Source organism: Azospirillum sp. ST 5-10 (genome assembly GCF_051225715.1).
In the GTDB taxonomy this organism is placed as follows: Bacteria; Pseudomonadota; Alphaproteobacteria; order Azospirillales; family Azospirillaceae; genus Azospirillum.
In genome coordinates this window covers 21,944-44,345 of sequence record NZ_JBPJSP010000033.1, presented here as the reverse complement: position 1 = coordinate 44,345, position 22,402 = coordinate 21,944, and the positions used below count along the sequence as shown (strand labels likewise).

General features: G+C 70.9%; 16 protein-coding genes. 7 read left to right on the top strand and 9 right to left on the bottom strand.

The features are described from left to right. Positions 1 to 45: 45 nt before the first annotated feature. The 4 genes from ACSBPG_RS26605 to ACSBPG_RS26590 all read right to left on the bottom strand — a co-directional run bounded on the left by ACSBPG_RS26605 (position 46) and on the right by ACSBPG_RS26590 (position 3,367). A complete protein-coding gene (locus ACSBPG_RS26605; RefSeq protein WP_435540267.1) occupies positions 46 to 978 on the bottom strand; it encodes an aldo/keto reductase in 933 nt (310 codons plus the stop codon). 21 nt (positions 979 to 999) lie between these two features. After that, on the bottom strand, positions 1,000 to 1,899 hold the full coding sequence (locus ACSBPG_RS26600) for a LysR family transcriptional regulator (RefSeq protein WP_435540266.1): 900 nt from the start codon (positions 1,897 to 1,899) through the stop codon (positions 1,000 to 1,002). A gap of 10 nt (positions 1,900 to 1,909) precedes the next feature. Next, complete coding sequence (locus ACSBPG_RS26595; protein WP_435540265.1) at positions 1,910 to 2,923, bottom strand: YeiH family protein; 1,014 nt, start codon at positions 2,921 to 2,923, stop codon at positions 1,910 to 1,912. Positions 2,924 to 3,007: 84 nt separating this feature from the next. Continuing rightward, positions 3,008 to 3,367 (bottom strand): winged helix-turn-helix transcriptional regulator, encoded by a 360-nt coding sequence (locus ACSBPG_RS26590; protein WP_435540264.1) that lies wholly within the window; start codon positions 3,365 to 3,367, stop codon positions 3,008 to 3,010. Between the two features lie 125 nt (positions 3,368 to 3,492). Between ACSBPG_RS26590 and ACSBPG_RS26585 the strand changes: the two genes are divergently transcribed. Beyond that, entirely contained in the window at positions 3,493 to 4,509 is a 1,017-nt protein-coding gene (locus tag ACSBPG_RS26585; RefSeq protein WP_435540263.1) for a zinc-binding alcohol dehydrogenase family protein, read from the top strand. Positions 4,510 to 4,576: 67 nt separating this feature from the next. On the opposite strand, the gene ACSBPG_RS26580 is transcribed toward ACSBPG_RS26585, so the two are convergent. Then, complete coding sequence (locus tag ACSBPG_RS26580) at positions 4,577 to 6,601, bottom strand: PAS domain-containing hybrid sensor histidine kinase/response regulator (RefSeq protein WP_435540262.1); 2,025 nt, start codon at positions 6,599 to 6,601, stop codon at positions 4,577 to 4,579. Between the two features lie 250 nt (positions 6,602 to 6,851). Here ACSBPG_RS26580 and ACSBPG_RS26575 point away from each other — a divergent pair, with 250 nt between their 5' ends. Beyond that, positions 6,852 to 11,735, top strand: coding sequence for an NAD-glutamate dehydrogenase (locus ACSBPG_RS26575; RefSeq protein WP_435540261.1), 4,884 nt, complete (start codon positions 6,852 to 6,854; stop codon positions 11,733 to 11,735). Between the two features lie 266 nt (positions 11,736 to 12,001). Here the strand turns inward: ACSBPG_RS26575 and ACSBPG_RS26570 are convergent, their stop codons facing one another. Both ACSBPG_RS26570 and ACSBPG_RS26565 read right to left on the bottom strand, forming a co-directional pair. Continuing rightward, a complete protein-coding gene (locus ACSBPG_RS26570; protein ID WP_435540260.1) occupies positions 12,002 to 12,145 on the bottom strand; it encodes an AbrB/MazE/SpoVT family DNA-binding domain-containing protein in 144 nt (47 codons plus the stop codon). 298 nt (positions 12,146 to 12,443) lie between these two features. Then, complete coding sequence (locus tag ACSBPG_RS26565; protein WP_435540259.1) at positions 12,444 to 13,382, bottom strand: LysR substrate-binding domain-containing protein; 939 nt, start codon at positions 13,380 to 13,382, stop codon at positions 12,444 to 12,446. A gap of 114 nt (positions 13,383 to 13,496) precedes the next feature. Between ACSBPG_RS26565 and ACSBPG_RS26560 the strand changes: the two genes are divergently transcribed. The 3 genes from ACSBPG_RS26560 (at position 13,497) to ACSBPG_RS26550 (ending at position 17,615) form a co-directional block, all read left to right on the top strand. Then, on the top strand, positions 13,497 to 14,261 hold the full coding sequence (locus ACSBPG_RS26560) for an SDR family oxidoreductase (protein WP_435540258.1): 765 nt from the start codon (positions 13,497 to 13,499) through the stop codon (positions 14,259 to 14,261). Positions 14,262 to 14,337: 76 nt separating this feature from the next. Next, the gene (locus ACSBPG_RS26555) at positions 14,338 to 16,272 is read left to right on the top strand and encodes a sensor histidine kinase (RefSeq protein ID WP_435540257.1); all 1,935 of its coding nucleotides are present in this window, start codon (positions 14,338 to 14,340) and stop codon (positions 16,270 to 16,272) included. Next, on the top strand, positions 16,269 to 17,615 hold the full coding sequence (locus tag ACSBPG_RS26550) for a sigma-54-dependent transcriptional regulator (protein ID WP_435540256.1): 1,347 nt from the start codon (positions 16,269 to 16,271) through the stop codon (positions 17,613 to 17,615). Before ACSBPG_RS26555 ends, ACSBPG_RS26550 begins: the two co-directional genes overlap by 4 nt. Position 17,616: 1 nt before the next feature. Here the strand turns inward: ACSBPG_RS26550 and ACSBPG_RS26545 are convergent, their stop codons facing one another. Both ACSBPG_RS26545 and ACSBPG_RS26540 read right to left on the bottom strand, forming a co-directional pair. Continuing rightward, the gene (locus ACSBPG_RS26545; protein ID WP_435540255.1) at positions 17,617 to 18,117 is read right to left on the bottom strand and encodes an N-acetyltransferase family protein; all 501 of its coding nucleotides are present in this window, start codon (positions 18,115 to 18,117) and stop codon (positions 17,617 to 17,619) included. Further along, positions 18,114 to 18,410: a DUF1778 domain-containing protein gene (locus tag ACSBPG_RS26540; protein WP_435540254.1), complete on the bottom strand. Its 297-nt coding sequence runs from the start codon at positions 18,408 to 18,410 to the stop codon at positions 18,114 to 18,116. Before ACSBPG_RS26540 ends, ACSBPG_RS26545 begins: the two co-directional genes overlap by 4 nt. A gap of 176 nt (positions 18,411 to 18,586) precedes the next feature. Here ACSBPG_RS26540 and ACSBPG_RS26535 point away from each other — a divergent pair, with 176 nt between their 5' ends. Both ACSBPG_RS26535 and ACSBPG_RS26530 read left to right on the top strand, forming a co-directional pair. Further along, positions 18,587 to 21,079 carry an N-6 DNA methylase gene (locus ACSBPG_RS26535; RefSeq protein ID WP_435540253.1) on the top strand — a complete coding sequence of 831 codons (2,493 nt, stop codon included), beginning with the start codon at positions 18,587 to 18,589 and terminating at the stop codon, positions 21,077 to 21,079. After that, a complete protein-coding gene (locus tag ACSBPG_RS26530; protein ID WP_435540252.1) occupies positions 21,072 to 22,400 on the top strand; it encodes a restriction endonuclease subunit S in 1,329 nt (442 codons plus the stop codon). Before ACSBPG_RS26535 ends, ACSBPG_RS26530 begins: the two co-directional genes overlap by 8 nt. Positions 22,401 to 22,402 lie beyond the last annotated feature (2 nt).

Genomic DNA, 22,402 nt, shown 5'->3' with positions numbered 1-22,402 from the left:
GTCATAGCACGGCCGCGCCCGGCGGAGGACCGGAATGTGCCGCCCTCAGCCCGCCGCCTGGGCCCGGCCGGCGCGGTCGAGCGCCGCGAACTCCTCGTCGGACAGGACGAGGTCGGCCGCGGCGACGTTCTCCTCGAGGTGGGCGACCTTGGAGGTTCCCGGGATCGGCAGCATGACGGGGCTGCGCTTCAGCACCCAGGCCAGCGCGATCCGGCTCGGCGCGACGCCGTGGTGCCGGGCGATGGTGTCGAGCGGCGACCCCGGCCGCGCCAGGTCGCCGGCCGCCAGCGGGTACCAGGGGATGAAGCCGATGCCGCGCCGCTCGCAATGCTCCAGCACCGCCTCGCTGCCGCGGTCGACGAGGTTGTAGCGGTTCTGCACGGTCGCCACGGGGAAGACCTTGGCGGCCGCCTCGACCTCCTCCACCGACACCTCGCTCAGGCCGGCGTGGCGGATGACCCCGTCGTCGATCAGGGTGCGGATGGCGTCGAACTGCTCGTCGCGCGGGGTGTTCGGGTCGATGCGGTGGAGCTGCCACAGGTCGATGCGCTCGACGCCGAGGCGGCGGCGGCTGAGGTGGGCCTGCTGGATCAGGTACTCCGGCCGGCCCAGCGGCACCCAGACGTTGGGCCCGGTGCGCGTCAACCCGCCCTTGGTGGCGATCAGCATCCCCGGATAGGGATGCAACGCCTCGCGGATCAGCTCCTCCGACACCGCGGGCCCGTAGGAATCGGCGGTGTCGACGAAGCTGACGCCGAGCTCGGGCAGGCGCCTCAGGGTGCGCAGGGCCTCGGCGCGGTCGGCCGGGTCGCCCCACACGCCGGGCCCGGTGATGCGCATGGCGCCGAATCCAAGCCGGCTGACCGGCATGTTGCCGCCGATCCTGAAGGTGCCGGACCTGGTCGCGTCGGGGGTGGGCATGATGGTGTCTCCCATGGCGGTGGTGTCGGTGCGACCCTCCTCAACAGGGCCCACCATGCGCCCGTCCCCGGTGCGGGTCTAGGACCCAGCGAACGGCAGCAGGTCCAGCAGCGCCCGCTCCGCCCGCGTCACCGCGCGCTCGCGGTGGCGCAGCGCGAAGAAGCGGCGGCGCGGCAGCGCCAGGCCGAGGGCCAAGTCGAGCGCCACCAGGGCGCCCGAGCGCAGGGCCCCCGCCACCGCCAGCCGCGACAGCACCGCCGCCCCGGCCCCGTGCTCGACGGCGCTGCGCACCGCCTCGTTGGACGGCAGCTCCAGCACGATGTCGAGGTCCGACGCGGCGACGCCGGCGGCGCCCAGCGCGTCCTCGAAGACGGCGCGCGTCCCCGACCCGCGTTCGCGGAAGACCCAGCGCATGCGCCGCAGGTCGGCCGGCGCCACCGACCCGCCCAGCTCCCCCGCCAGCGGCGCCGCGACCACCAGGACCAGCTCGTCCTCGGCGACCGGCGTCACCGACAAGGCCGGGTCCTCGACCGTCCCCTCGACCAGGCCGAACTCGGCGACCCCGTCGTGGATCATCGCCGCGACCCCCTCGGTGTTGCCGATGGCGAGGCTGAGGGCGATGCCGGGATGGGCCACGCGGTAGCGGTGCAGCAGCGGCGGCAGCCAGTAGTTGGCGACGGTCTGGCTGGCCGCCAGCCGCAGGGTGCCCCGCGCCAGGCCGGCGACGTCGGCCAGCACGGTCTCCGCCGCCGCCGCGCGCGCCAGCACCGCCCGCGCCTCGCCGAGGAACAGCCGGCCGGCCTCGGTCAGGACGATGCGGCGGCCGACGCGGTCGAACAGGCGCGTGGCGTAGCGCGCCTCCAGCGCCGACACCGCGGCGCTGACCGCCGACTGGGTGAGGTTGAGGGCGCGCGCCGCCTGGGTGACGTGCTCGCGCTCGGCCACGGCGACGAAGATGCGAAGCTGCTCCAGGGTCATCGGCGTCCGGTCAGGTGGTCATCCGCACCAGCATCAGACTGAAAGCGGCGACGAAAAGGAAGGCGGCAGCGCCGAGCAGCAGCGGCCGCAACCCCTTCGCCCGCAGCTTGCGCAGGTCGGTCTCCAGCCCCATGGCCGCCAGCGCCACCGACAGCAGGACCGTCGTCGCCGTGCCCGCCGCCGCCTTCGCCTCGGCCGGCAGGGCGATCACGCTGTTGGCCGCCACCAGGGCGACGAAGCCCAGCACGAACCACGGCACGGGCGCGCCGCCGCCGCCGCGGCCGGCCTCTTCGCAGGCGCGGCGGCGGGCCAGCAGGCCCAGCGCCATCACCACCGGCGCCAGCATCATCACCCGCGACAGCTTGGCGACGGTGGCGAAGTCGCCGGCCTGCGTCCCCTCCTGGTAGGCCGCGGCGACGACCTGGGCGATCTCGTGGATCGACGCCCCGGCCCACAGGCCGAAGGCGTGGGACGACAGGTGCAGGAGGTCCGGCAGCAGCGGGTAGACCACCATCGCGATCGACCCGAACACGGTGACGCAGGCGACGGCGTAGGCGACGTCCTCGTCCGACGCCCGGGTCACCGTGTTGGTGGCGACCACCGCCGACGCGCCGCAGATCGCCGTGCCGGCGGCGATCAGCTCGGCGAGCCGGCGCTCGACGCCGAGCGCCCGCCCGAGCCAGACGGTGAACAGGAACGTGCCGGTCAGGGTGAGGGCCAGCACCGCCACGCCGCCGGCACCGACCTCGGCCACCTGGGCGGCGGTCAGTTGCAGGCCCAGCAGGACGATGCCGGCGCGCAGCAGCCGGCGCAGGGCGAAGACCACGCCCGCCCGGGCCCACGGCGGCGTGCCGATCAGGTTGTGCGCCAGGATGCCGAGGACGATGGACAGGATCATCGGGCTGAGCGCCGACAGGCCGGGCAAGGCGCGCAGCAGGAACGCCGCCGCGGCGACGGCGGCGGCCAGGGCCAGGCCGGGCAGCAGGGCCGCACCGGCGGGCCGGTCGGAAACGATGGAGGTCATGAAAAGGCTCCCAAAGGACGGGAGCCGACCGTGCCAGCGCCGGACCGATCGATCCAACGCATTGTTCTTGACGAATCGTTCCCCTCAATCGATGGATTCGGCCACCCGCACCAGATCCATGTGGGCGTCGCCCCAGGCCTTGAGGGCGCGGATCACCGGCTCCAGGCTGCGGCCGCGCGGCGACAGGCTGTACTCCACCTTCGGCGGGACCTCGGCGTAGACGGTGCGCACGATCAGCCCGTCCGCCTCCAGCTCGCGCAGTTGGTTGGTCAGCATGCGCTGGGTGACGCTGGGCAGGCGGCGGCGGATCTCGTTGAAGCGCAGGGTGCCTTCGAACAGGTGGTAGAGCACCACGCCCTTCCACTTGCCGTCGATCAGGCCGAGGGTCGCCTCGACGGCGCAGCCGGGGCTGCAGTCCAGGCGCGCGTGGCGGGTGCGCGGCATCACGGTATCCTTTTCGACACTATGAGCGGTTCATGTGCGTTCTTGCGGCTTTCGAGCATAGGCGTACTGTCCCTCCCGTTCAACGAAGCCCGTTCGACGAAGCCCGTTTGACGAAGGAGGACAGCATGCGCGCCGTGGGCTATCAGCACCCGTCGCCGATCGACGATCCCGCATCCCTGGTCGACATCGACCTGCCCAGGCCGGAGCCGTCCGGCCGCGACCTCCTGGTGGAGGTCCGCGCCGTCTCCGTGAACCCCGTCGACACCAAGGTGCGGCGCTCGGCGGCGGCCGAGCCCGGCGGCTGGAAGGTGCTGGGCTGGGACGCCGCCGGGGTGGTGGTCGCCACCGGGCCCGACGCCACCCGCTTCAGGCCGGGGGACGAGGTCTTCTACGCCGGCGCCCTCGGGCGGCCCGGCACCAACGCCGAGTTCCACCTGGTGGACGAGCGCATCGTCGGCCGCAAGCCGGCCTCGCTCGGCTGGGCCGAGGCGGCGGCGCTGCCGCTGACGGCGATCACCGCCTGGGAGGCGCTGTTCGACCGCCTCGACGTCCGCCGGCCGGTGCCGGGGGCGGCGCCCGTGCTGCTCATCGTCGGCGGGGCCGGCGGGGTCGGCTCGATCGCCATCCAGCTGGCCCGCCGCCTGACCGGCCTGACGGTGGTCGCCACGGCGTCGCGGCCGGAGACCCGGCAGTGGGCGCTCGACCTCGGCGCCCACCACGTGATCGACCACGCCAGGCCGCTGGCGGGGGAGATCGCCGCGCTGGGCCTCGGCGCGCCGTCCTTCGTGTTCTCGACGACCCACACCGACGCCCATCTCGACGCCGTCGTCGAGGCCATCGCGCCCCAGGGCCGCTTCGCCCTGATCGACGACCCCGCGGCGCTCGACGTCCGCGGCTTCAAGCGCAAGAGCGTGTCGGTGCACTGGGAGTTCATGTTCACCCGCTCCATGTTCGAGACCGCCGACATCGCCGCGCAAGGGGAGCTGCTGGACGAGGTCGCCCGCCTCGTCGACGACGGCGCCCTGCGGACCACGCTCGCCGAACGCTTCGGCCCGGTGAACGCCGCCAACCTCAAGCGCGCCCACGCGCTGCTGGAGAGCGGCCGGGCGCGCGGCAAGATCGTCCTGGAAGGCTTCGGCTGACCGGACGCGTGCCGATGGGGGACGCGAGGGATGCGGGAATGGACGGCGTTCCCGTCGTCACGGCATCTCAGGCGGTCCCCATCGTCTCGCTCAGGGCGTTGAGGAGGACGGGCGGGGTGACGGGCTTGTGCAGCACGCCGATGCCGCTGGCCCTGGCCTCGCGGATGCGCTCGGGCGCGGTGTCGCCGGTGATGATGATGCTGGGGATCGGCTGGCGGAACAGCTCGCACAGGGCGCGGATCGCCTCGGTGCCGGTGCGGCCCTCGCGCAGCCGGTAGTCGGCGAGGATGAGCGCCGGCGGCCGCGTGCACGCCTGCAGCAGGCGCACCGCCTCGTCGGCCGAGTCGGCGGCGATCACGTGGTAGCCCCAGCCCTGCAGGAGGACGCTGAGGCTGCTGAGGACGATCGGCTCGTCGTCGATCAGCACGATGGTGCGGCTCGGGCCGGCGGCCCCTTCCGCCGGCCGCACCTCCGGCGCGGCGCGCGGCCGCGCCGCCGGCACGTAGGGCACCTCGACCCAGAACATCGAGCCGCGGCCGGGGATCGAGCGCACGCCGATGTCGTGGCCGAGCAGGCGGGCCAGCCGCTTGACGATGGCCAGCCCGAGGCCGAGCCCCTGGGCACGGTCGCGCTCCGGGTTGCCGACCTGGGTGAACTCCTCGAAGATCTCGCCGGTGGACTCGTCGGCGATGCCGATGCCGGTGTCCCACACCTCGATGCGCAGCGTCTCGCCGCGCCGCCGGCAGCCCAGCAGCACGCGCCCCCGTGCGGTGTAGCGCACCGCGTTGTCGACGAGGTTCTGCACCAGCCGGCCCAGCAGGGTCGGATCGGTGCGGACCACCGCGCTCGAGGGCACCACCCGCAGGTCCAGCCCCTTGGCGGCGGCGACGGCGGCGAAGTTCGCGCGCATGGTCGACAGCACCGAGTCCACCGGGAACACCAGCGGCCGCGCCGCCACCACGCCGGCGTCCAGCTTCGACACGTCGAGCAGCGAATCGAGCAGCATCTTCAGGGCGTCGACCGCCAGCTCCATGTCGCGGATCACCTCGCGCAGGGGACCGTCGGTCAGGCGCATCGACAGGGCCGAGGTGAAGAACACCAGCGACTGGACCGGCTGGCGCAGATCGTGGCTGGCGGCGGCGAGGAAGCGGGTCTTGGCGGCGTTGGCGCGCTCCGCCTCCTCCTTGGCGGTGCGCAGCGACGTCTCCGCGGCCTGGCGCTCGGAGATGTCGCGGACCGTGCCGGCGAAGATCCGCCGCCCCGCCAGGTAGCCTTCGCCCACCCCGAGGTCCATGGGAAAGACGGTGCCGTCCTTGCGGCGGCCGTGCACCTCGCGGCCGACGCCGATGATGCGCGCCTGCCCGGTGCGCAGGTAGGTGGCGAGGTGGTGGTCGTGGCTCTCGCGGTAGGGCGGCGGCATCAGCGTGTTGACGTTGCGGCCGAGGACCTCCGCCGCGGCGTAGCCGAAGATGCGCTCGGCCGCGCGGTTGAAGCTCTCGATGCGGCCCTCCTCGTCGATCGTGATGATGCCGTCGACCGCCGCCTCCAGGATGGCCCGGTTCTTGGCCTCGCTGTAGCGCAGCCGCTCCTCGGTCTGCTTGCGCACCGTCAGGTCGCGGACGATGCCGGCGAACAGGCGCTCGCCGCCGGTGTTCGCCTCGCCGACCGCCAGCTCCATGGGAAAGACGGTGCCGTCGCGGCGCTGTCCCCGCACCTCGCGCCCCTTGCCGATGATGCGGGCCTCGCCGGTCTCCAGGAAGCGTCGGAGGTAGGCGTCGTGCTCGCTGCGGTACGGCTCCGGCATCAGCATGCTGACGTTCCGCCCCACCACCTCGGCGGCGGCGTAGCCGAAGGTGCGTTCGGCCGCCCGGTTCATCGAACGCACGACGCCGCCGGCATCGATGATGATGACGGCGTCGACGGCGGCGTCGAGCAGGGCCTGCGTCAGGCCGGCGGCACCGGCCTCCCCCGCCCCGCCCGCCGGGCCGGACACCGCGGCGGGCCGGCTCCACCATCCCCGCGCCAACCAGCCGGCCCCGGCGCCGACGGCCGCCGCCAAGACCGTGCCGGCCATCCACAAGGCCGCGTCCATGGCACCCCCTGGACCGCAACAGTTTCGACATCAACAGCGTACTATGATTTCGGTGCCGGCGGGAGGCACGGCAATCCGGACGTTCGGACGAGGGCCATCTTCGCGCTGGGCGCCGGGCCGGCGCTCCGGCATGGTCCCCTGTGGACGGGCGGCGGCCGTGCCGAAAACAACCGCACGGCGGTTGTCCGCACCGGGGGAAAGGCTACCCTTTCCGCCAATCGCTCTAAGAACACGGACGGGAGACGGGACGATGGCGCTGCGGGCGGAGCAGATCAAGGACGAGCTGACCGAGGCGGTGGTGCGGCAGGTGCGGGGGCGACTCGACCGCGACCGCGCCGACATGGCCGAGCGCTTCGTGCGCGCCTTCTACGCCAACGTGCCGCCTGACGACATCGCCCAGGCGCCGGCCGACCAGCTCTACGGCGCCGCCGTGGCCATGTGGCAGTGGGGCCAGGAACGCCGGCCCGGCACGGCGCGCGTGCGCGTCTACAACCCGCGCATCGAGGAGCACGGCTGGAGCTCGCACCGCACCGTCGTCGAGATCGTCAACGACGACATGCCGTTCCTCGTCGATTCGGTGACGGCGGAGCTGAACCGCCAGGGCCTGACGGTGCATCTGGTGATCCACCCGGTGGTGCGGGTGACCCGCGACGCGGCGGGCGTGCTCACCGGCCTGGCGGCGGCCGACGGCGAGGCGGCCGACATGAAGGTGGCCGACGGGAAGGTGGCCGACGGCAGCCAGCCCGAATCGTTCATGCACGTCGAGGTGGGCACCCACACCGACGCCGAGACGCTGGCCCGCGTCCGCGCCGGGCTGGAGCGCGTGCTGCACGACGTGCGCGTCGCCGTGGCCGACTGGCGCCCGATGCGCGAGCACCTGCGCGAGTCGCTGGCCGAGGCCGAGGCCATGCGCCGCACCCTGCCGGCCGAGGAGGTGGCCGAGGCCGAGGCGTTCCTGCGCTGGATGGACGAGGACCACTTCACCTTCCTGGGATACCGCGAGTACCGCTTCGACGACGACGCCGAGGCCGGCGAGCCGATGCTGCGCATGGTCGACGGCAGCGGCCAGGGCATCCTGCGCGACCCCGACTACACCGTGTTCGACGGGCTGCGCTACTTCCGCACCCTGCCCCCGGACGTGCGCGACTTCCTGCGCCAGCCGCGCGTCCTGATGGTCACCAAGGCCAACAAGACCGCGACCGTGCACCGCTCCACCCACATGGACGCGGTGCTGGTCAAGCGCTTCGACGCCGAGGGGCGGATCGTCGGCGAGCGGCTCACCGTCGGGCTGTTCACCTCCTCGGCCTACAACCGCAGCCCCCGCGACATCCCGTTCCTGCGCCGCAAGGTCAGCGAGGTGTTCCGGCGCGCCGGCTTCGACCCCAAGAGCCACGACGGCAAGGCGCTGCTGAACATCCTGGAGAACTTCCCCCGCGACGAGCTGTTCCAGATCGGCGTCGACGAACTGCACGAGACGGCGCTCGGCATCCTGCACCTGCAGGAGCGCCAGCGCCTCGCCCTGTTCATCCGCAAGGACCCGTTCGAGCGCTTCTGCTCCTGCCTCGTCTACGTGCCACGCGACCGCTACGACACCGGCCTGCGCCTGCGCATCCAGGGCATCCTCGAGGGTGCCCTCAACGGCACCTGTACCGGCTTCAACACCCAGCTCGCCGAGAGCGTGCTGGCCCGCGTCCACTTCACCATCCGCACCGAGCCGGGCGCCGTGCCCGACTTCGACGCGGCGGAGATCGAGGACCGGCTGGTCCAGGCGGCGCGCGACTGGCGCGACCACCTGCGCGACGCGCTGGTGGCGCTGCGCGGCGACGAGGCGGCGGTCCGGATGATGGCGCGCTACGGCGACGCCTTCCCCACGGGCTACCGCGAGACCTTCTCGGCGGAAGCGGCGGTGCACGACATCGACCGGGTGGAGAACGTGCTGGCGCGCGGCCCGGTCGCCATCAACCTCTACCGCCCGCTGGAGGCCGAGCCCGACGCGGTGAGCTTCAAGCTCTACCACGAGGGCCGGCCGGTGCCGTTGTCCGACGTGCTGCCGATGCTGGAGCACATGGACCTCAGGGTGATCACCGAGATGCCCTTCGAGGTGGCGCTGGCCGACCGGCCGCACGCGGTGTGGATCCACGACTTCGGCACCCGCACCCAGACCGGCCGGCCGGTCGACTGCGCCCAGGTCAAGGACACCTTCCAGGACGCGTTCGCGGCGGTCTGGGACGGCCGCATGGAGGACGACGGCTTCAACCGCCTGGTGCTGCGCGCCGGCCTCACCGCCCGTCAGGTCACGGTGGTGCGCGCCTACGCCAAGTACCTGCGCCAGGCCCGCATCCCCTACGCCCAGGACAGCATCGAGGCGACGCTCGCCGCCCATCCCGAGCTCGCCCGGCTGATCGTCCGCCTGTTCGAGGCCCGCTTCGACCCGGCCCGCCAGGCCGACGCGGCGGCGCGCCAGGCCGAGCTCGGCGAGGCCATCGCCCGGGCGCTCGACGGCGTCGCCAACCTGGACGAGGACCGCATCCTGCGCCGCTTCGTCAACGCCGTGCAGGCGACCTTGCGCACCAACGCCTACCAGACCGGGCCGGACGGGGGGCCCAAGCCCTACCTCTCCTTCAAGATCGACAGCCAGGCGGTGGAGGACCTGCCGCTGCCGCGGCCATGGGTGGAGGTGTTCGTCTACTCCCCGCGCATGGAGGGGGTGCACCTGCGCGGCGGCAAGGTGGCGCGCGGCGGCATCCGCTGGTCCGACCGGCGCGAGGACTTCCGCACCGAGATCCTCGGCCTGATGAAGGCGCAGATGGTCAAGAACGCCGTCATCGTCCCGGTCGGCTCCAAGGGCGGCTTCGTCGTCAAGCGTCCGCCGCCGGCCGCGGCGGGCCGCGAGGCGGCGCTGGCCGAGGGGGTGGCCTGCTACAAGACGCTGATGCGCGGCCTGCTCGACCTCACCGACAACCTCGACGCCGAGGGCCGGGTGGTGCCGCCCGACGGCGTGGTCCGCCTGGACGGCGACGACCCCTATCTGGTGGTCGCCGCCGACAAGGGCACGGCCACCTTCTCCGACATCGCCAACGGCATCTCCGTCGACCACGGCTTCTGGCTGGGCGACGCCTTCGCGTCGGGCGGCAGCCAGGGCTACGACCACAAGAAGATGGGCATCACCGCCCGCGGCGCCTGGGAGTCGGTCAAGCGCCACTTCCGCGAGCTGGGGCGCGACATCCAGACGGCGCCCTTCACCTGCGTCGGCGTCGGCGACATGTCGGGCGACGTGTTCGGCAACGGCATGCTGCTGTCGCGCTGCACCAAGCTGGTCGGCGCCTTCGACCACCGCCACATCTTCTGCGACCCCGATCCCGACCCCGGCCTGAGCTGGCAGGAGCGCCACCGCCTGTTCGAGCTGCCGCGCTCGTCCTGGGCCGACTACGACACAAAGCTGCTCTCCAAGGGCGGGCGCATCTTCGAGCGCGCGGCCAAGTCGCTGGAGCTGACGCCGGAGATCCGCGCCGCCTTCGGCGTCGAGCGCGACCACGTGACGCCGCAGGAGCTGATGCAGGCGATGCTGCGCGCCGAGGTCGACCTCTTGTGGTTCGGCGGCATCGGCACCTACGTCAAGGCGGCCGGCGAGAGCAGCGCCGAGGTCGGCGACAAGGCCAACGACGCGCTGCGGGTGGACGGGGCGGAGCTGCGGGCGCGGGTGGTCGGCGAGGGCGCCAACCTGGGCGTCACCCAGCGCGGCCGCATCGAGGCGGCGCAGGCCGGCGTGCGCCTCAACACCGACGCCATCGACAACTCGGCCGGCGTCGACACCTCCGACCACGAGGTCAACATCAAGATCCTGCTGGGCGACGTCGTCGGGCGCGGCGACATGACGGTGAAGCAGCGCGACGTCCTGCTGGCGGAGATGACCGACGAGGTGGCCGGGCTGGTGCTGCGCGACAACTACCTGCAGACCCAGGCGCTGACGGTGGCGCAGAGCCGCGGCTTCGAGATGCTGGAGGCGCAGTCCCGCTTCATCCGGGCGCTGGAGCGCTCGGGCCGGCTGAAGCGGCGCATCGAGGCGCTGCCCGACGAGGAGGAGCTGGCGGCGCGCACCGCCGAGCGGCGCGGCCTGACCCGGCCGGAACTGGCGGTGCTGCTGGCCTACGCCAAGATCACGCTGTACGACGACCTGCTGGCGTCGGACCTGCCCGACGACCCGTTCATGGTCGACGACCTGCAGCGCTATTTCCCCAAGCCCCTGCGCAAGGGCTTCGCCGAGGCGGTGTCCCGGCACCGGCTGCGGCGCGAGATCATCGCCACCAGCGTGACCAACAGCCTGGTCAACCGGGTCGGGCCGGTGTTCGTGAAGGAGATGATGGAGAAGACCGGCATGGGGCCGGCCGACGTGACGCGGGCCTACGCCATCGTGCGCGACGCCTTCGACCTGCGCCCGCTGTGGACGGCGATCGAGGATCTGGACAACCGCGTCCCGGCCGAGGCGCAGACCGCCATGCTGGTGGAGACGGTGCGGCTGATGGAGCGCGCGGTCGCCTGGTTCCTCACCAACTGCGGCCATCCGCTCGACATCGCCGCCGAGACGGCGGTGTTCCGGCCGGCCATCGACACGCTGGCCGCCGGCCTGGGCGAGGTGCTGGACGCCGAGGAGAGCGAGCGCCTGGCCCGGCGCTGCGCCGCCTACGCCGAGCAGGGGGTGCCGGAGGCGGTGGGGCGCCGGGTGGCCAGCCTGCCGGTGCTGGCGGTCGCCCCCGACCTGGTGCGGGTGGCGGAGAAGACGGGACGCGACGTGCCGGCGGTGGCGGCGGTGTACTTCATGCTGGGCCGCCGCTTCGGCCTGGAGTGGCTGCGCGACCGCGCGGCCATGGTGAAGACCGACAACCACTGGCAGAAGCAGGCGACCGCGGCGATCGTCGACGACCTGTTCGCCCACCAGACGCACCTCACCATGCGCGTGCTGGAGAGCGCCGCCGCCCTGCCGGCCGAGGACCCGGTGGGCGCCTGGATCGAGCAGCGCCGCCCGGTGGTCGAGCGCGTCGAGCAGCTCCTCTCGGAGCTGCGCACCCAGGCCACCGTCGACCTCGCCATGCTCGCCGTCGCCAACCGCCAGCTCCGCGGCCTCACCCTGGGGTGAGCGCAGGATGCGGCACCCGGCGAGGCCAGATCCCCGCCGGGCGCCGATCCGGAATCATCGGCCGATCAAGAGCGGATCGTTGGTCACCAGTGATGCCGTCGAGCGGAATGGCTGACACACCGCCTGCCCCACCCTTCCCACGGCTCCGCCGCGGGTCCCCTCCCCCCCCCCTGCGAAGCGGGGGAGGGTCGGGGAGGCACTCGTGTGTCAGGGGTTCGGCTCGGGGGAGTCAAAGAACACCCGCGGTGCCTTACGCCTATGGCCGCTCATGTCGGTTGCCGCTCGACCTCGGAGGCGCGCTCTCCCACCACGTGGATGGTGATGCCGTCACCCTCCCGCAGTCCGAGCGCCTCGACCACCGACGCTGGCAGGCGGACGGCCAGGCTGTTGCCCCACCGTGAAACGTGCAAGCGCGATCCTCGTCCCCACGATTCTCGCGGATACACTTATCACGTCCGTGTATCCGTGGGGAGAATCGGCGGCGGGGACGGCACGGTCATCGCATTTGGCTTGATTAACCCTCTCCCCCCTGGGGCTAGAAGATTCACACGTCTTCCGACGCCGGGCGACCGACCCTCCCTCGGCCCCGGCTCTCGGCGAATGCCAAGGCATTCGCCGAGAGCCGGGGCCGAGGGAGGGTTGTTCTGCGGTGCCGCATCAGATGTGTGAATACGTTAGCCCCAGGGGGAGAGGGGGACTCAAATGCGATCACCCTGGCGGGGACAGCGCCACCCGAGGGGTCTTCCATGCCGGTTCCGACAGCCGGTCCGCCAGGAACCCGGCCAGCGCGTTGACCTTCGCCGGGCGCGTGCGGGCCGATGGCGTGACGAAGTAGAGGCCGCCCTTGGGCAGCGACCAGTCGGTCAGGATCACGGTGACCCGCCCAGCGGCGAGATGCTCGGCGGCCATGAAGTCCGGCAGTTCGGCGATCGCCAGCCCTTCCAGGAGCATGGGCACCAGCGCGTCGGCATTGGTGACACGCAGCGGGCCGGACGGCGTCACGCTCTCCTCCTCGCCGGCGCTGTTGGTGAAACGCCAGATGTCCTGCTGCCGCCGGTAGGCGTAGCCCAGGCAATGGTTGCCGTTGAGCTCCCGCGGGCGCTGGGGCCGGCCATGTCGGGCGAGATAGCTCGGAGCGGCAAGGACCACGGGGGCGACGGGACAGAGCCGCCGGGCGACCAGCGAGCTGTCCGGCAGCACCGCGATCCGCAGCGCGGCGTCGAAGCCTTCGCCCACCAGATCGACGACCGCGTCGCTCAGGTGCAGATCGATGGAAATCTCCGGATAGAGGCGGAAGAAGTCGGGCAGCAGCGGCGCCACCCAGCGCAGGCCGAAGGACATCGGCACGGCCAGACGGATCAATCCGCGCGGGCGGCGGGACATCTCGCGCACCGCGTCCTCCGCCGCCTCGGCCTCGCCGTAGAGGCGCGTCGCGCGCTCGGCCAGCGAATGGCCGACGTCCGTGAGGGCCAGCCGGCGGGAGGTGCGGTTGAACAGCCGCGCACCGAGCCGCTCCTCGAGCCGACTCACCGCGCGCGACACCGTCGCGACCGAGACGCCCATGGCGCGGGCCGCGCCGGCGAAGGAGCGTTCCTCCGCCACCTTGGCGAACATCGCCAGGCCCTCGAAGTCGGGAAGCTTCGACATCGGCAAATCTGCAATGATGGTTTTCATCCATTTCTATTCCGATGCGATCAGGCCGTCGATAGCCTGCGTGACCGGAGCGTCGCTCACACACGATCTCGGACACGGGAACCTCGGATGTCACGCAAGCTTGACGGCAAGATCGCCGTCGTCACCGGCGCCACCAGCGGCATCGGCCTCGCCGCGGCCAAGCGCTTCGCTGCGGAAGGCGCCTTCGTCTATCTCACCGGCCGTCGCCAAGCCGAACTGGATGCCGCGGTCGCCGCGATCACCGCGGCCGGCGGCGCCACCACGGGAGTCCGGGCGGACTCGTCGATCCTCGCCGACCTCGACCGGCTCTACGCCCGGATTCAGGCCGAGAAGGGGCGCATCGACGTGCTCTATGCCAACGCCGGTGGCGGCGACATGCTGCCGCTGGGCGCCATCACCGAGGAGCAGTACGACGACACCTTCAACCGCAATGTGAAGGGCGTCCTCTTCACGGTGCAGAAGGCACTGCCGCTGCTCGGACGCGGGGCTTCGGTGATCCTCACCGGCTCGACGACCGGCAGCAAAGGGACGGCGGCCTTCAGCGTCTACAGTGCCAGCAAAGCGGCCGTGCGCAACTTCGCCCGCAGCTGGATCCTCGACCTGAAAGACCGCGGGATCCGCGTCAACACGCTCAGCCCCGGCCCGACCCGCACACCGGGACTGGTCGGATTGGCCGGCCCGGACGCCGCGCGGCAGCAAGGGCTGGTGGACCACTTGGCGGCACAGGTGCCGCTGGGTCGCGTCGGCGACCCCGACGAGATCGCCAAGGCCGCGGTCTTCCTTGCGTCCGACGACAGCAGCTTCGTCAACGGTGTCGAGCTGTTCGCCGACGGCGGCATGGCCCAGGTCTGACCCGCCGTCGGTGCCTGCGCGCGACAAGGCCGTCCGGACAGGATACACTCCGCTGCGCAAAGAATGTGGAGCGGCGATGGCGTTCGGGTGGCAGGTTTCCGGGCATGGGGCGGGGCGGACGCCGTCGTTCGGACGGCTGCCGCGCCCGGTGCGGGCGGCGGGACAGTGGCTCGTCGTGCTGGCGCTGGCGGCGACCGCCGTCGCCACCGCCGCCCTGTGGAGCCAGCGCAGCGGTGTCGAGGGGCTGCGCTCCGCCGGCGAGCACCGCATCGCGCTCTACGTCAACAACCTGGAAGGCGCCATCCAGCGGCACGACTACCTGCCCTTCGTCCTGTCGATGAACGCCGACGTGCGGCGCCTGCTCCGCGAACCGGGCGACGCCGCCCTGCGCGACCGCGTCAACCGCTACCTCGCCACGGTGACCCAGGAGGCGCGGTCGGCCACCCTGTACGTGCTCGACACCTCCGGCCTGACGCTGGCCGCCAGCAACTGGGACACGCCGCAGAGCTTCGTCAACAACAACTACGCCTTCCGCCCCTATTTCCGGCAGGCGATGGCGGACGGCCGCGGCCGTTTCTACGCGGTCGGCGTGACCACCGGCACGCCCGGCCTCTTCCTGTCCCACGCGGTGACCGACGGCGGGCGCACCACCGGGGTCCTCGCCGTCAAGGTCAGCCTGGACGGGCTGGAGGAGGCCTGGCGGTTCGGCGCGGAACGGGTGCTGGTGGCCGACGGCGCCGGCATCGCCTTCCTGTCCTCCGAACCGGCGTGGCGCTTCCGCACCCTGGACGAGCCGTCCGCGGCGGAGCTGCGGCGGATGAGCCAGACGCGCCAGTACGCCGGCGTGACCTTGGAACCGCTGCCGGTCGCCGGGCGGCGCGAGGTCCACGGCGCGCCCGTCCTGACGATCCGCAACCCGGACGGCCGCGGCACCACCGACTACCTCATGCAGAGCGTGGCGCTGCCCGGCCCCGGCTGGCGGGTCATCACCCTGTCGGACATGGCGCCCGTGGCGGCGGCGGCGCGCACCGCCGCCGCGGTCGGCGCCTTCGCGGTGGTCTTCCTGCTGCTGGTCTTCCTCTACCTGCGCCAGCGCCGCCGCCGCATCCGCGAGGGCATGCAGGCGCGCGACGCCCTGGAGAAGGCCAACGTCGAGCTCCGCCGGGCCCACGACGAGCTGGAGGTGCGCATCGCCGCCCGCACCGCCGACCTGGTCGCCGCCAACGAGCGGCTGACCCTGGAGGTCGCCGAGCGCGAGCGGGCCGAGCGGGTGCTGCGCGAGGCGCAGGACGAGCTGGTGCAGGCCGGCAAGCTGGCCACGCTCGGCCAGATGGCCGCCGGCATCACCCACGAGCTGAACCAGCCGCTGGCCGCCATCCGCACCTACGCCGACAACGCCGTCGTCCTGTTCGAGCGCGGCCTGCACGACGATCTGCGCACCAACCTCGTGCGCATCCCCCAGTTGGTCGAGCGCATGGCGCGCATCACCGGCCAGCTCAAGGCGTTCGCCCGCAAGACCAAGGCGCGGGCCGAGCCGGTGCCGGTCGGGCGGGCCGTGCACAACGCGCTGCTGCTGATCGAGCAGCGCCTCAAGCTGGAAGGGGTGGCGCTGGACTGCGCCCTGCCCGACCCCGACGTCGCCGTGGTGTTCGAGGACGTGCGGCTGGAGCAGGTGCTGATCAACCTGTTCCGCAACGCGCTGGACGCCATGAAGGGCCGGGCGGTGCGGCGCCTCGGCATCGCCGTCGAGGCGGACGGCGGGTGCGTGCGCATCCGCGTGCGCGACAGCGGTCCCGGCATCGCCGAGGACGTGCTGCCGCGCATCTTCGAGCCGTTCTTCACCACCAAGGAGGCGGCCGGCCTCGGCCTCGGCCTGCCGATCTCGGCCGGCATCGTGCGCGACGCCGGCGGCCAGCTCGGCGTGCGCAACGGGCCCGACGGGGCGGAGTTCGTGGTCGAGCTGGCCCGCGCGCCGGTGGTCGGCGCCAGCGGTGTGGCGGGTGCGGCATGAGGGTGCTGTTCGTCGAGGACGAGCCGGACGTCCGCCTCGGCAGCGAGCAGGCGCTGACGCTGGCGGGCATCGCCGTCGAGGGGTTCGAGAGCGCCGAGCAGGCGCTCCCCGCCCTGGTGCCGGACGTCGAGGCGGTGCTGGTCACCGACGTCAAGCTGCCGGGGCTGGACGGGCTGGCGCTGCTGCGCCACGCCCGCACGGTGGACGCCGGCCTGCCGGTGGTGCTGGTCACCGGCCACGGCGACGTCGCCATGGCGGTCGACGCCATGCGCGAGGGCGCCTACGACTTCATCGAGAAGCCCTTCGCCTCCGACCATCTGGTCGAGGTGGTGCGGCGCGCCCTGGAGAAGCGGCGGCTGGTGCTGGAGAACCGCCGCCTGCGCCGCGCCATCGCCGGCCGCGGCACCCTGGAGGAGACGATCCGCGGCACCTCCCCCGCCATGGCCGAGGTGCGGCGCCTGGTGGAGCGGCTGGCCGAGACCGCGGCCGACGTGCTGATCCTCGGCGAGACCGGCACCGGCAAGGAGCTGGTGGCCCGCGCGCTGCACGAGCTGAGCCCGCGCCGCGCCCGCAACTTCGTGGCGCTGAACTGCGGCGCCCTGCCCGAGAGCGTCTTCGAGAGCGAGATCTTCGGCCACGAGGCCGGCGCCTTCACCGGGGCGCTGAAGCGCCGCATCGGCAAGATCGAGCACGCCGACGGCGGCACCCTGTTCCTCGACGAGATCGAGACCATGCCGCTGGCCCTGCAGGTCAAGCTGCTGCGCGTCCTGCAGGACCGGCGGGTGGAGCGGCTCGGCTCCAACGACGGGCGGCCGGTCGACTTCCGCGTCGTCGCCGCCACCAAGGCGGACCTGAAGGCGCTGTCCGACCGCCAGGGGTTCCGCGCCGACCTCTACTACCGCCTCAACGTCGCCACCGTCGTCCTGCCCCCCTTGCGCGAGCGCATCGCCGACGTGCCGGCGCTGTTCGAGCACTTCGTGCTGGAGGCGGCGGTGCGCTACGGCCGCGAGCCGCCGGCGGTGTCGCGCGCCCAGATGCAGCTGCTGTGCACCCACGACTGGCCGGGCAACGTGCGCGAGCTGCGCAACGTGGCGGAGCGCACGGTGCTGGGCCTGCTGCGCGAGCCCTTCGCCCCCGGCCGCCGCGACGGCGCGGCCGCCGCCGCATCCCTGTCGCTGGCCGAGGAGATGGACGCCTTCGAGCGCGGCGTGCTGGAGCGCGAGCTGACCCGCCACCGCGGCGACGTGACGGCCACCTGCGCGGCCCTGCAACTGCCGCGCAAGACCTTCTACGACAAGCTGAAGCGGCACGGCATCGACCGCGCGCGGTTCGAGCGGGGATAGCTCAGGGAGGCTCCACGCTCGCCCGCAGGTCGGCCACCGTGACCATGAGCGTCATCGGATCGAACGGCGACGGATCGAGGCCGAGGCCGAGATAGAACGCGCGCGCCGGCTCCGACAGCGCGTGGACGATCAGGCCGCGCACGCCGATGAGATCGGCCGCCTGCATGACGCGCAACGCCGCGTCCCGGAACAGGGCCCGCCCGAGCCCCTGTCCTTGTTCGGAGCGGGCGACCGCCAGCCGCGCCAGCACGACCACCGGGATCGGGTCCGGCATGTTGCGGCGGAACCGGCCCGGTGCTTGGGAGACCGCCACCGCGCTCGACGCCAGGGCGTGGTAGCCGACGACCTCTCCGGACCGGCAGGCGACGAACGTCCGCGACGCACCGCTGGCCTGGTTCGCCATCGCCCGGCGGCGCAACCACGCGTCCAGGGACGGTTCCCCGGACTCGAACGCCTCGACCCGATGATGGGACGCCAGGGGTTCGGGCGCGGAGAGCGTCATTCCCCGTCCCACGGTGCGCGCGTCCGCATCGTCCGCCGCAGCCGCTCGTTCGGCTCGGGCGGCGCGTCGAGACGCGCGACGAACGCGGCGTACGCCTCGGGGCTGGCCGACAGAACCGCCCGGTCCAGCAAGGCATCCTCGGCCGCGCGGCGGGCGGCGTCGAGGATGAAGTCCGTCCGGTTCTTGCCCTGCGCCCGGGCGGCCCGGTCGATCAGGCTCCGCTCCTCGGGCCGGATGCGGATGTTCAGCGTCTCACGCCGCGGCTTCTCGTCCGATGGTCCGGTGGGCTGCATGGCTCTGACCTCCCGCTGCGAGGACGCTAGCACGACGCAATGACAATGTCATTACGCAACCCGCGGCGCTTGCACGAAGCTGCTCGGCAAGGTATTGGTATGAAAGCCTTTTCCAGCCTGCCGGGCGAGCCTCGCCCACCGCACACAGCCGCATTCCCGGAGCCGGATCGCCGTCGATGCCCCTGACCCTGTCCCAGCTCGAGCGCCATCTGTTCAAGGCCGCCGACATCCTGCGCGGCAAGATGGATGCCTCGGAGTTCAAGGAATACATCTTCGGGATGCTGTTCCTCAAGCGCTGCTCCGACGTGTTCGACCAGCGCCGGGAGGAGGTGATGGCCTCCGAACCGTGCCGCGGCCTGAGCCGGAAGGAAGCGGAGGAATGGGCGGAGAACGAGCGCTGGTACAAGGGCAAGGGCTCCTTCTGGGTGCCGCCGCGCGCGCGTTACGCGTATCTGCTGAACGAGGTGCACCACAATGTCGGCGACGGCCTCAACAAGGCGCTGAGCGGCATCGAGGCGGGCAACACCAGGCTGTCCGACGTGCTGGAACACATCGATTTCACCCGCAAGGTCGGCCAGAGCAAGCTTCCCGACGCCAAGCTGCGCCAGCTCATCACCCATTTCGGGCAACACCGGCTGCGCAACGAGGATTTCGAGTTCCCGGACCTGCTGGGGGCCGCCTACGAGTACCTGATCGGGGAGTTCGCGGATTCCGCGGGCAAGAAGGGCGGCGAGTTCTACACCCCCCGCTCCGTCGTGCGGATGATGGTGCGGCTGGTGAAGCCGAAGCGGGAGCACAAGATCTACGATCCCTGCTGCGGGTCGGGCGGCATGCTCATCCTGGCCAAGGAGTACATGGACGAGCACGGCGAGGACGGCCGCAAGGCCAACCTGTTCGGGCAGGAGGCCGCCGGCACGGTCTGGTCGATCGCCAAGATGAATATGCTGCTGCACGGCATCGAGACGGCCGACCTCCACAACGAGGACACCCTGGCCGACCCACGGCACGTCAGCGACGGCGAGCTGATGCACTTCGACCGGGTCATCACCAACCCGCCCTTCTCCATGCCATGGGGCAACACGGACCGGAAGCCCGACGGCACCCCCGCCTGGGAACCGGCCTTCCCGGAACGCTTCCGCTACGGGCAGGTGCCGTTGGGGGCGAAGAAGGCCGACCTGATGTTCCTCCAGCACATGCTGGCGGTCACCCGTGACGGCGGCATGGTCGCCACCGTCATGCCGCACGGTGTGCTGTTCCGCGGTGGCGAGGAGAAGACCATCCGCGCCGCAATCATCAAGGAGGACCTGCTGGAGGCCGTCATCGGCCTCGGCCCCCAGCTCTTCTACGGCACGGGCATTCCCGCCTGCATCCTGGTGCTGCGCCAGCGGGTGGCGGACGGCGCCAACCGGGTCAGCGGCAAGCCGGAGGCGCGCCGCGGTAAGGTGCTGTTCATCAACGCCGACCGGGAATATTTCGAGGGCCGCGGGCAGAACCACCTGCTGCCCGAGCACATCGAGAAGATCGCCACCATTTTCGACGAGTTCCGCGCCGTCCCCGGCTTCTCCGCCGTGGTGGACATCGACACGCTGCGCCAGAACGAGTTCAACCTGAACATCCGCCGCTACGCCGACAACGCCCCGCCGCCGGAGCCGCACGACGTGCGCGCCCACCTCGTGGGCGGCATTCCCAAGGCCGAAGTGGCGGCCAAGGACGCCCTGTTCCGCGCCCACGGGCTCGACCCGCTGGACCTGCTGGTCGAGCGCGACGCCAAGTACCTGGACTTCGCCCCGCACCTCGCCGCACGGGCCGACCTGCGGACGGCGGTCGAGAGCAACGCCGGCCTGCTGGCCAAGGAGGCCGCCATGCGCGCGGCGTTTGCCGGGTGGTGGGAGGCGCACAGCCCGCGCATCACCGCCCTGTCCGGCCGGATCGACGACGCCGCCGGTCTGGTGGCCTTGCGCAGCGATCTGCTGGACAGCTTCAGCGCGGCGCTGGAAGCGGAAGCCATGCTGGACCCGTTCCAGGTGCGGGGCATCGTCGCCGGCTTCTGGTACCAGACCCGGTACGACTTCCTGACCCTGATGGCCCGCGGCGCCAAGGGTGTGGCCGACGCCTGGCGCACCAGCATCGTCACGGCCCTGGAGGACACCGACCGGGGCAAGAAGGAAAACCCGCTGGAGCACAAGCTGGTCAAGCACCTGCTGGGCGGCTTCGTCGAGGAGATCACCGAACTTGAGGCCCGCAAGGCCGAGCTTGACGCGCAGATCAAAGCCGCCACCGCCAGCCCGGACGACGAGGATGGCGCCCCGGACGCGGGCGAGGACGACGACGGGGACGCCGTCGACGAGGCGCAGGTCAAGGCCTGGAAGAAGGATCTGGCCGCGGTGAAGAAGGAGCTCAAGGCGAGGCTGGCGACCTTCACGGCGGAGATTAACGCAGGGGTGAACGGATTGTCGCCCGAAGCGGCGGCCGGCCTGCTGCTGACCATCCTGCACGACGACATGAGCACCATTCTGGAGCGCCACATCGCCGCCCAGCGCAAGGCGATCATCGCCGCCTTCGAGAACTGGTGGGATAAGTATCGTGTCACCCTTACAGAGATTGAGCGAGAACGGGACGCCGCCGCCGCAGCGTTGCAGGGGTTTCTGAAGGAACTGCGGTATGTGTGATTGGCGGGTCGGCAAGCTTGGCGACGCGATCGCCTTCCTTGACGCTGGAGTCAGCGTAAACGCGGAGGACCGCCCCCACGGGGCTGGGGAAATCGGTATCCTAAAGACCAGCGCGATCAACGCCGGTGCGTTCCGGCCCAACGAGAACAAAGCTGTATTGACGCGCGAGAAATGGCGCGTTGCCGAGCCGGTTGAATCCGACTCCGTACTCGTCAGCCGCATGAACACGCCAGATCTTGTCGGAGAATCCTGTTACGTTGAAAACGCACATGCGACGCTGTTTCTCCCTGACCGAATCTGGAAGTTGAGGCCCAGGGATCGATCAAAGCTGAGTATGCGCTGGCTATCTTTTGTTCTTCAGTCGCCTGAGTACCGGCGGTATGTTCAGGTGCATGCGACCGGCACCAGCGGCACGATGAAGAACCTGCCAAAAGCGAGGCTCTTGGCACTTCCGGTCGCCTATCCGGAGCCAACCGAACAACAGACCATCGCGCATATCCTAGACACACTGGCGGTGGCGATCGACAAGACCGAGGCAATCATCGCCAAGCTGAAGGCCGTCAAACAGGGACTGCTGCACGATCTGCTGACGCGCGGCATCGACGCCAACGGCGAGCTCCGCCCGCCTCAGGCCGAAGCGCCGCACAAATATAAAATATCCCCATTAGGCTGGCTCCCAACCGAGTGGGAGCCAAAATTACTAAATGAACTTGTCGACCCAAGACGTCCAGTTGTATATGGAATCCTGATGCCAGGACCCAGTTATCCAGGCGGTGTGCCAGTCGTGAAAGTTAAAAATATTGTCGATGGCATCATACTACAAAATGATATTATGCTAACAAACCCTAAAATCGATCAAGAATACAATCGCTCGCGTTTGATTGCAGGAGACCTGTTGTTTACGATTCGTGGAACGGTGGGAAGGACAGCTTTTGTTCCGAATGAACTCCAGAATGCAAATATAACACAAGATACGGCACGGCTGGCAGTAACAGGCACAGATCCGCGATTTGTCCACGCATATTTGGGCATGCCCGCGCCGATCAGCTTTGTGGCGACTCATACGCTGGGAGTGGCGGTGCAGGGAATCAATCTCCGAGATGTTAGGAGAATCCCAATTGGAGTGCCCTCAATTAAAGAGGCCATGGAAATAGCAGACAGGATCGATAAGCATGAAAAGCGGCTGACTTACGAAAGCCAGACGCTTACCAAGCTTCGACTGATGAAATCTGGCCTCATGGACGACCTCCTCACCGGTCGCGTGCGTGTCACGCCACTGCTGGAGCAGGGCATCTGCGCTCTCGAAGAATCGAGGACCTGACC

Excerpts from the sequence above, each read along its gene's own strand:
- ACSBPG_RS26605 (WP_435540267.1), bottom strand. The coding sequence starts at position 978 with ATGGTGGGCCCTGTTGAGGAGGGTCGCACCGACACCACCGCCATGGGA.
- ACSBPG_RS26600 (WP_435540266.1), bottom strand. The coding sequence starts at position 1,899 with ATGACCCTGGAGCAGCTTCGCATCTTCGTCGCCGTGGCCGAGCGCGAG.
- ACSBPG_RS26595 (WP_435540265.1), bottom strand. The coding sequence starts at position 2,923 with ATGACCTCCATCGTTTCCGACCGGCCCGCCGGTGCGGCCCTGCTGCCC.
- ACSBPG_RS26590 (WP_435540264.1), bottom strand. The coding sequence starts at position 3,367 with ATGCCGCGCACCCGCCACGCGCGCCTGGACTGCAGCCCCGGCTGCGCC.
- ACSBPG_RS26585 (WP_435540263.1), top strand. The coding sequence starts at position 3,493 with ATGCGCGCCGTGGGCTATCAGCACCCGTCGCCGATCGACGATCCCGCA.
- ACSBPG_RS26580 (WP_435540262.1), bottom strand. The coding sequence starts at position 6,601 with ATGGACGCGGCCTTGTGGATGGCCGGCACGGTCTTGGCGGCGGCCGTC.
- ACSBPG_RS26575 (WP_435540261.1), top strand. The coding sequence starts at position 6,852 with ATGGCGCTGCGGGCGGAGCAGATCAAGGACGAGCTGACCGAGGCGGTG.
- ACSBPG_RS26565 (WP_435540259.1), bottom strand. The coding sequence starts at position 13,382 with ATGTCGAAGCTTCCCGACTTCGAGGGCCTGGCGATGTTCGCCAAGGTG.
- ACSBPG_RS26560 (WP_435540258.1), top strand. The coding sequence starts at position 13,497 with ATGTCACGCAAGCTTGACGGCAAGATCGCCGTCGTCACCGGCGCCACC.
- ACSBPG_RS26555 (WP_435540257.1), top strand. The coding sequence starts at position 14,338 with ATGGCGTTCGGGTGGCAGGTTTCCGGGCATGGGGCGGGGCGGACGCCG.
- ACSBPG_RS26550 (WP_435540256.1), top strand. The coding sequence starts at position 16,269 with ATGAGGGTGCTGTTCGTCGAGGACGAGCCGGACGTCCGCCTCGGCAGC.
- ACSBPG_RS26545 (WP_435540255.1), bottom strand. The coding sequence starts at position 18,117 with ATGACGCTCTCCGCGCCCGAACCCCTGGCGTCCCATCATCGGGTCGAG.
- ACSBPG_RS26540 (WP_435540254.1), bottom strand. The coding sequence starts at position 18,410 with ATGCAGCCCACCGGACCATCGGACGAGAAGCCGCGGCGTGAGACGCTG.
- ACSBPG_RS26535 (WP_435540253.1), top strand. The coding sequence starts at position 18,587 with ATGCCCCTGACCCTGTCCCAGCTCGAGCGCCATCTGTTCAAGGCCGCC.
- ACSBPG_RS26530 (WP_435540252.1), top strand. The coding sequence starts at position 21,072 with ATGTGTGATTGGCGGGTCGGCAAGCTTGGCGACGCGATCGCCTTCCTT.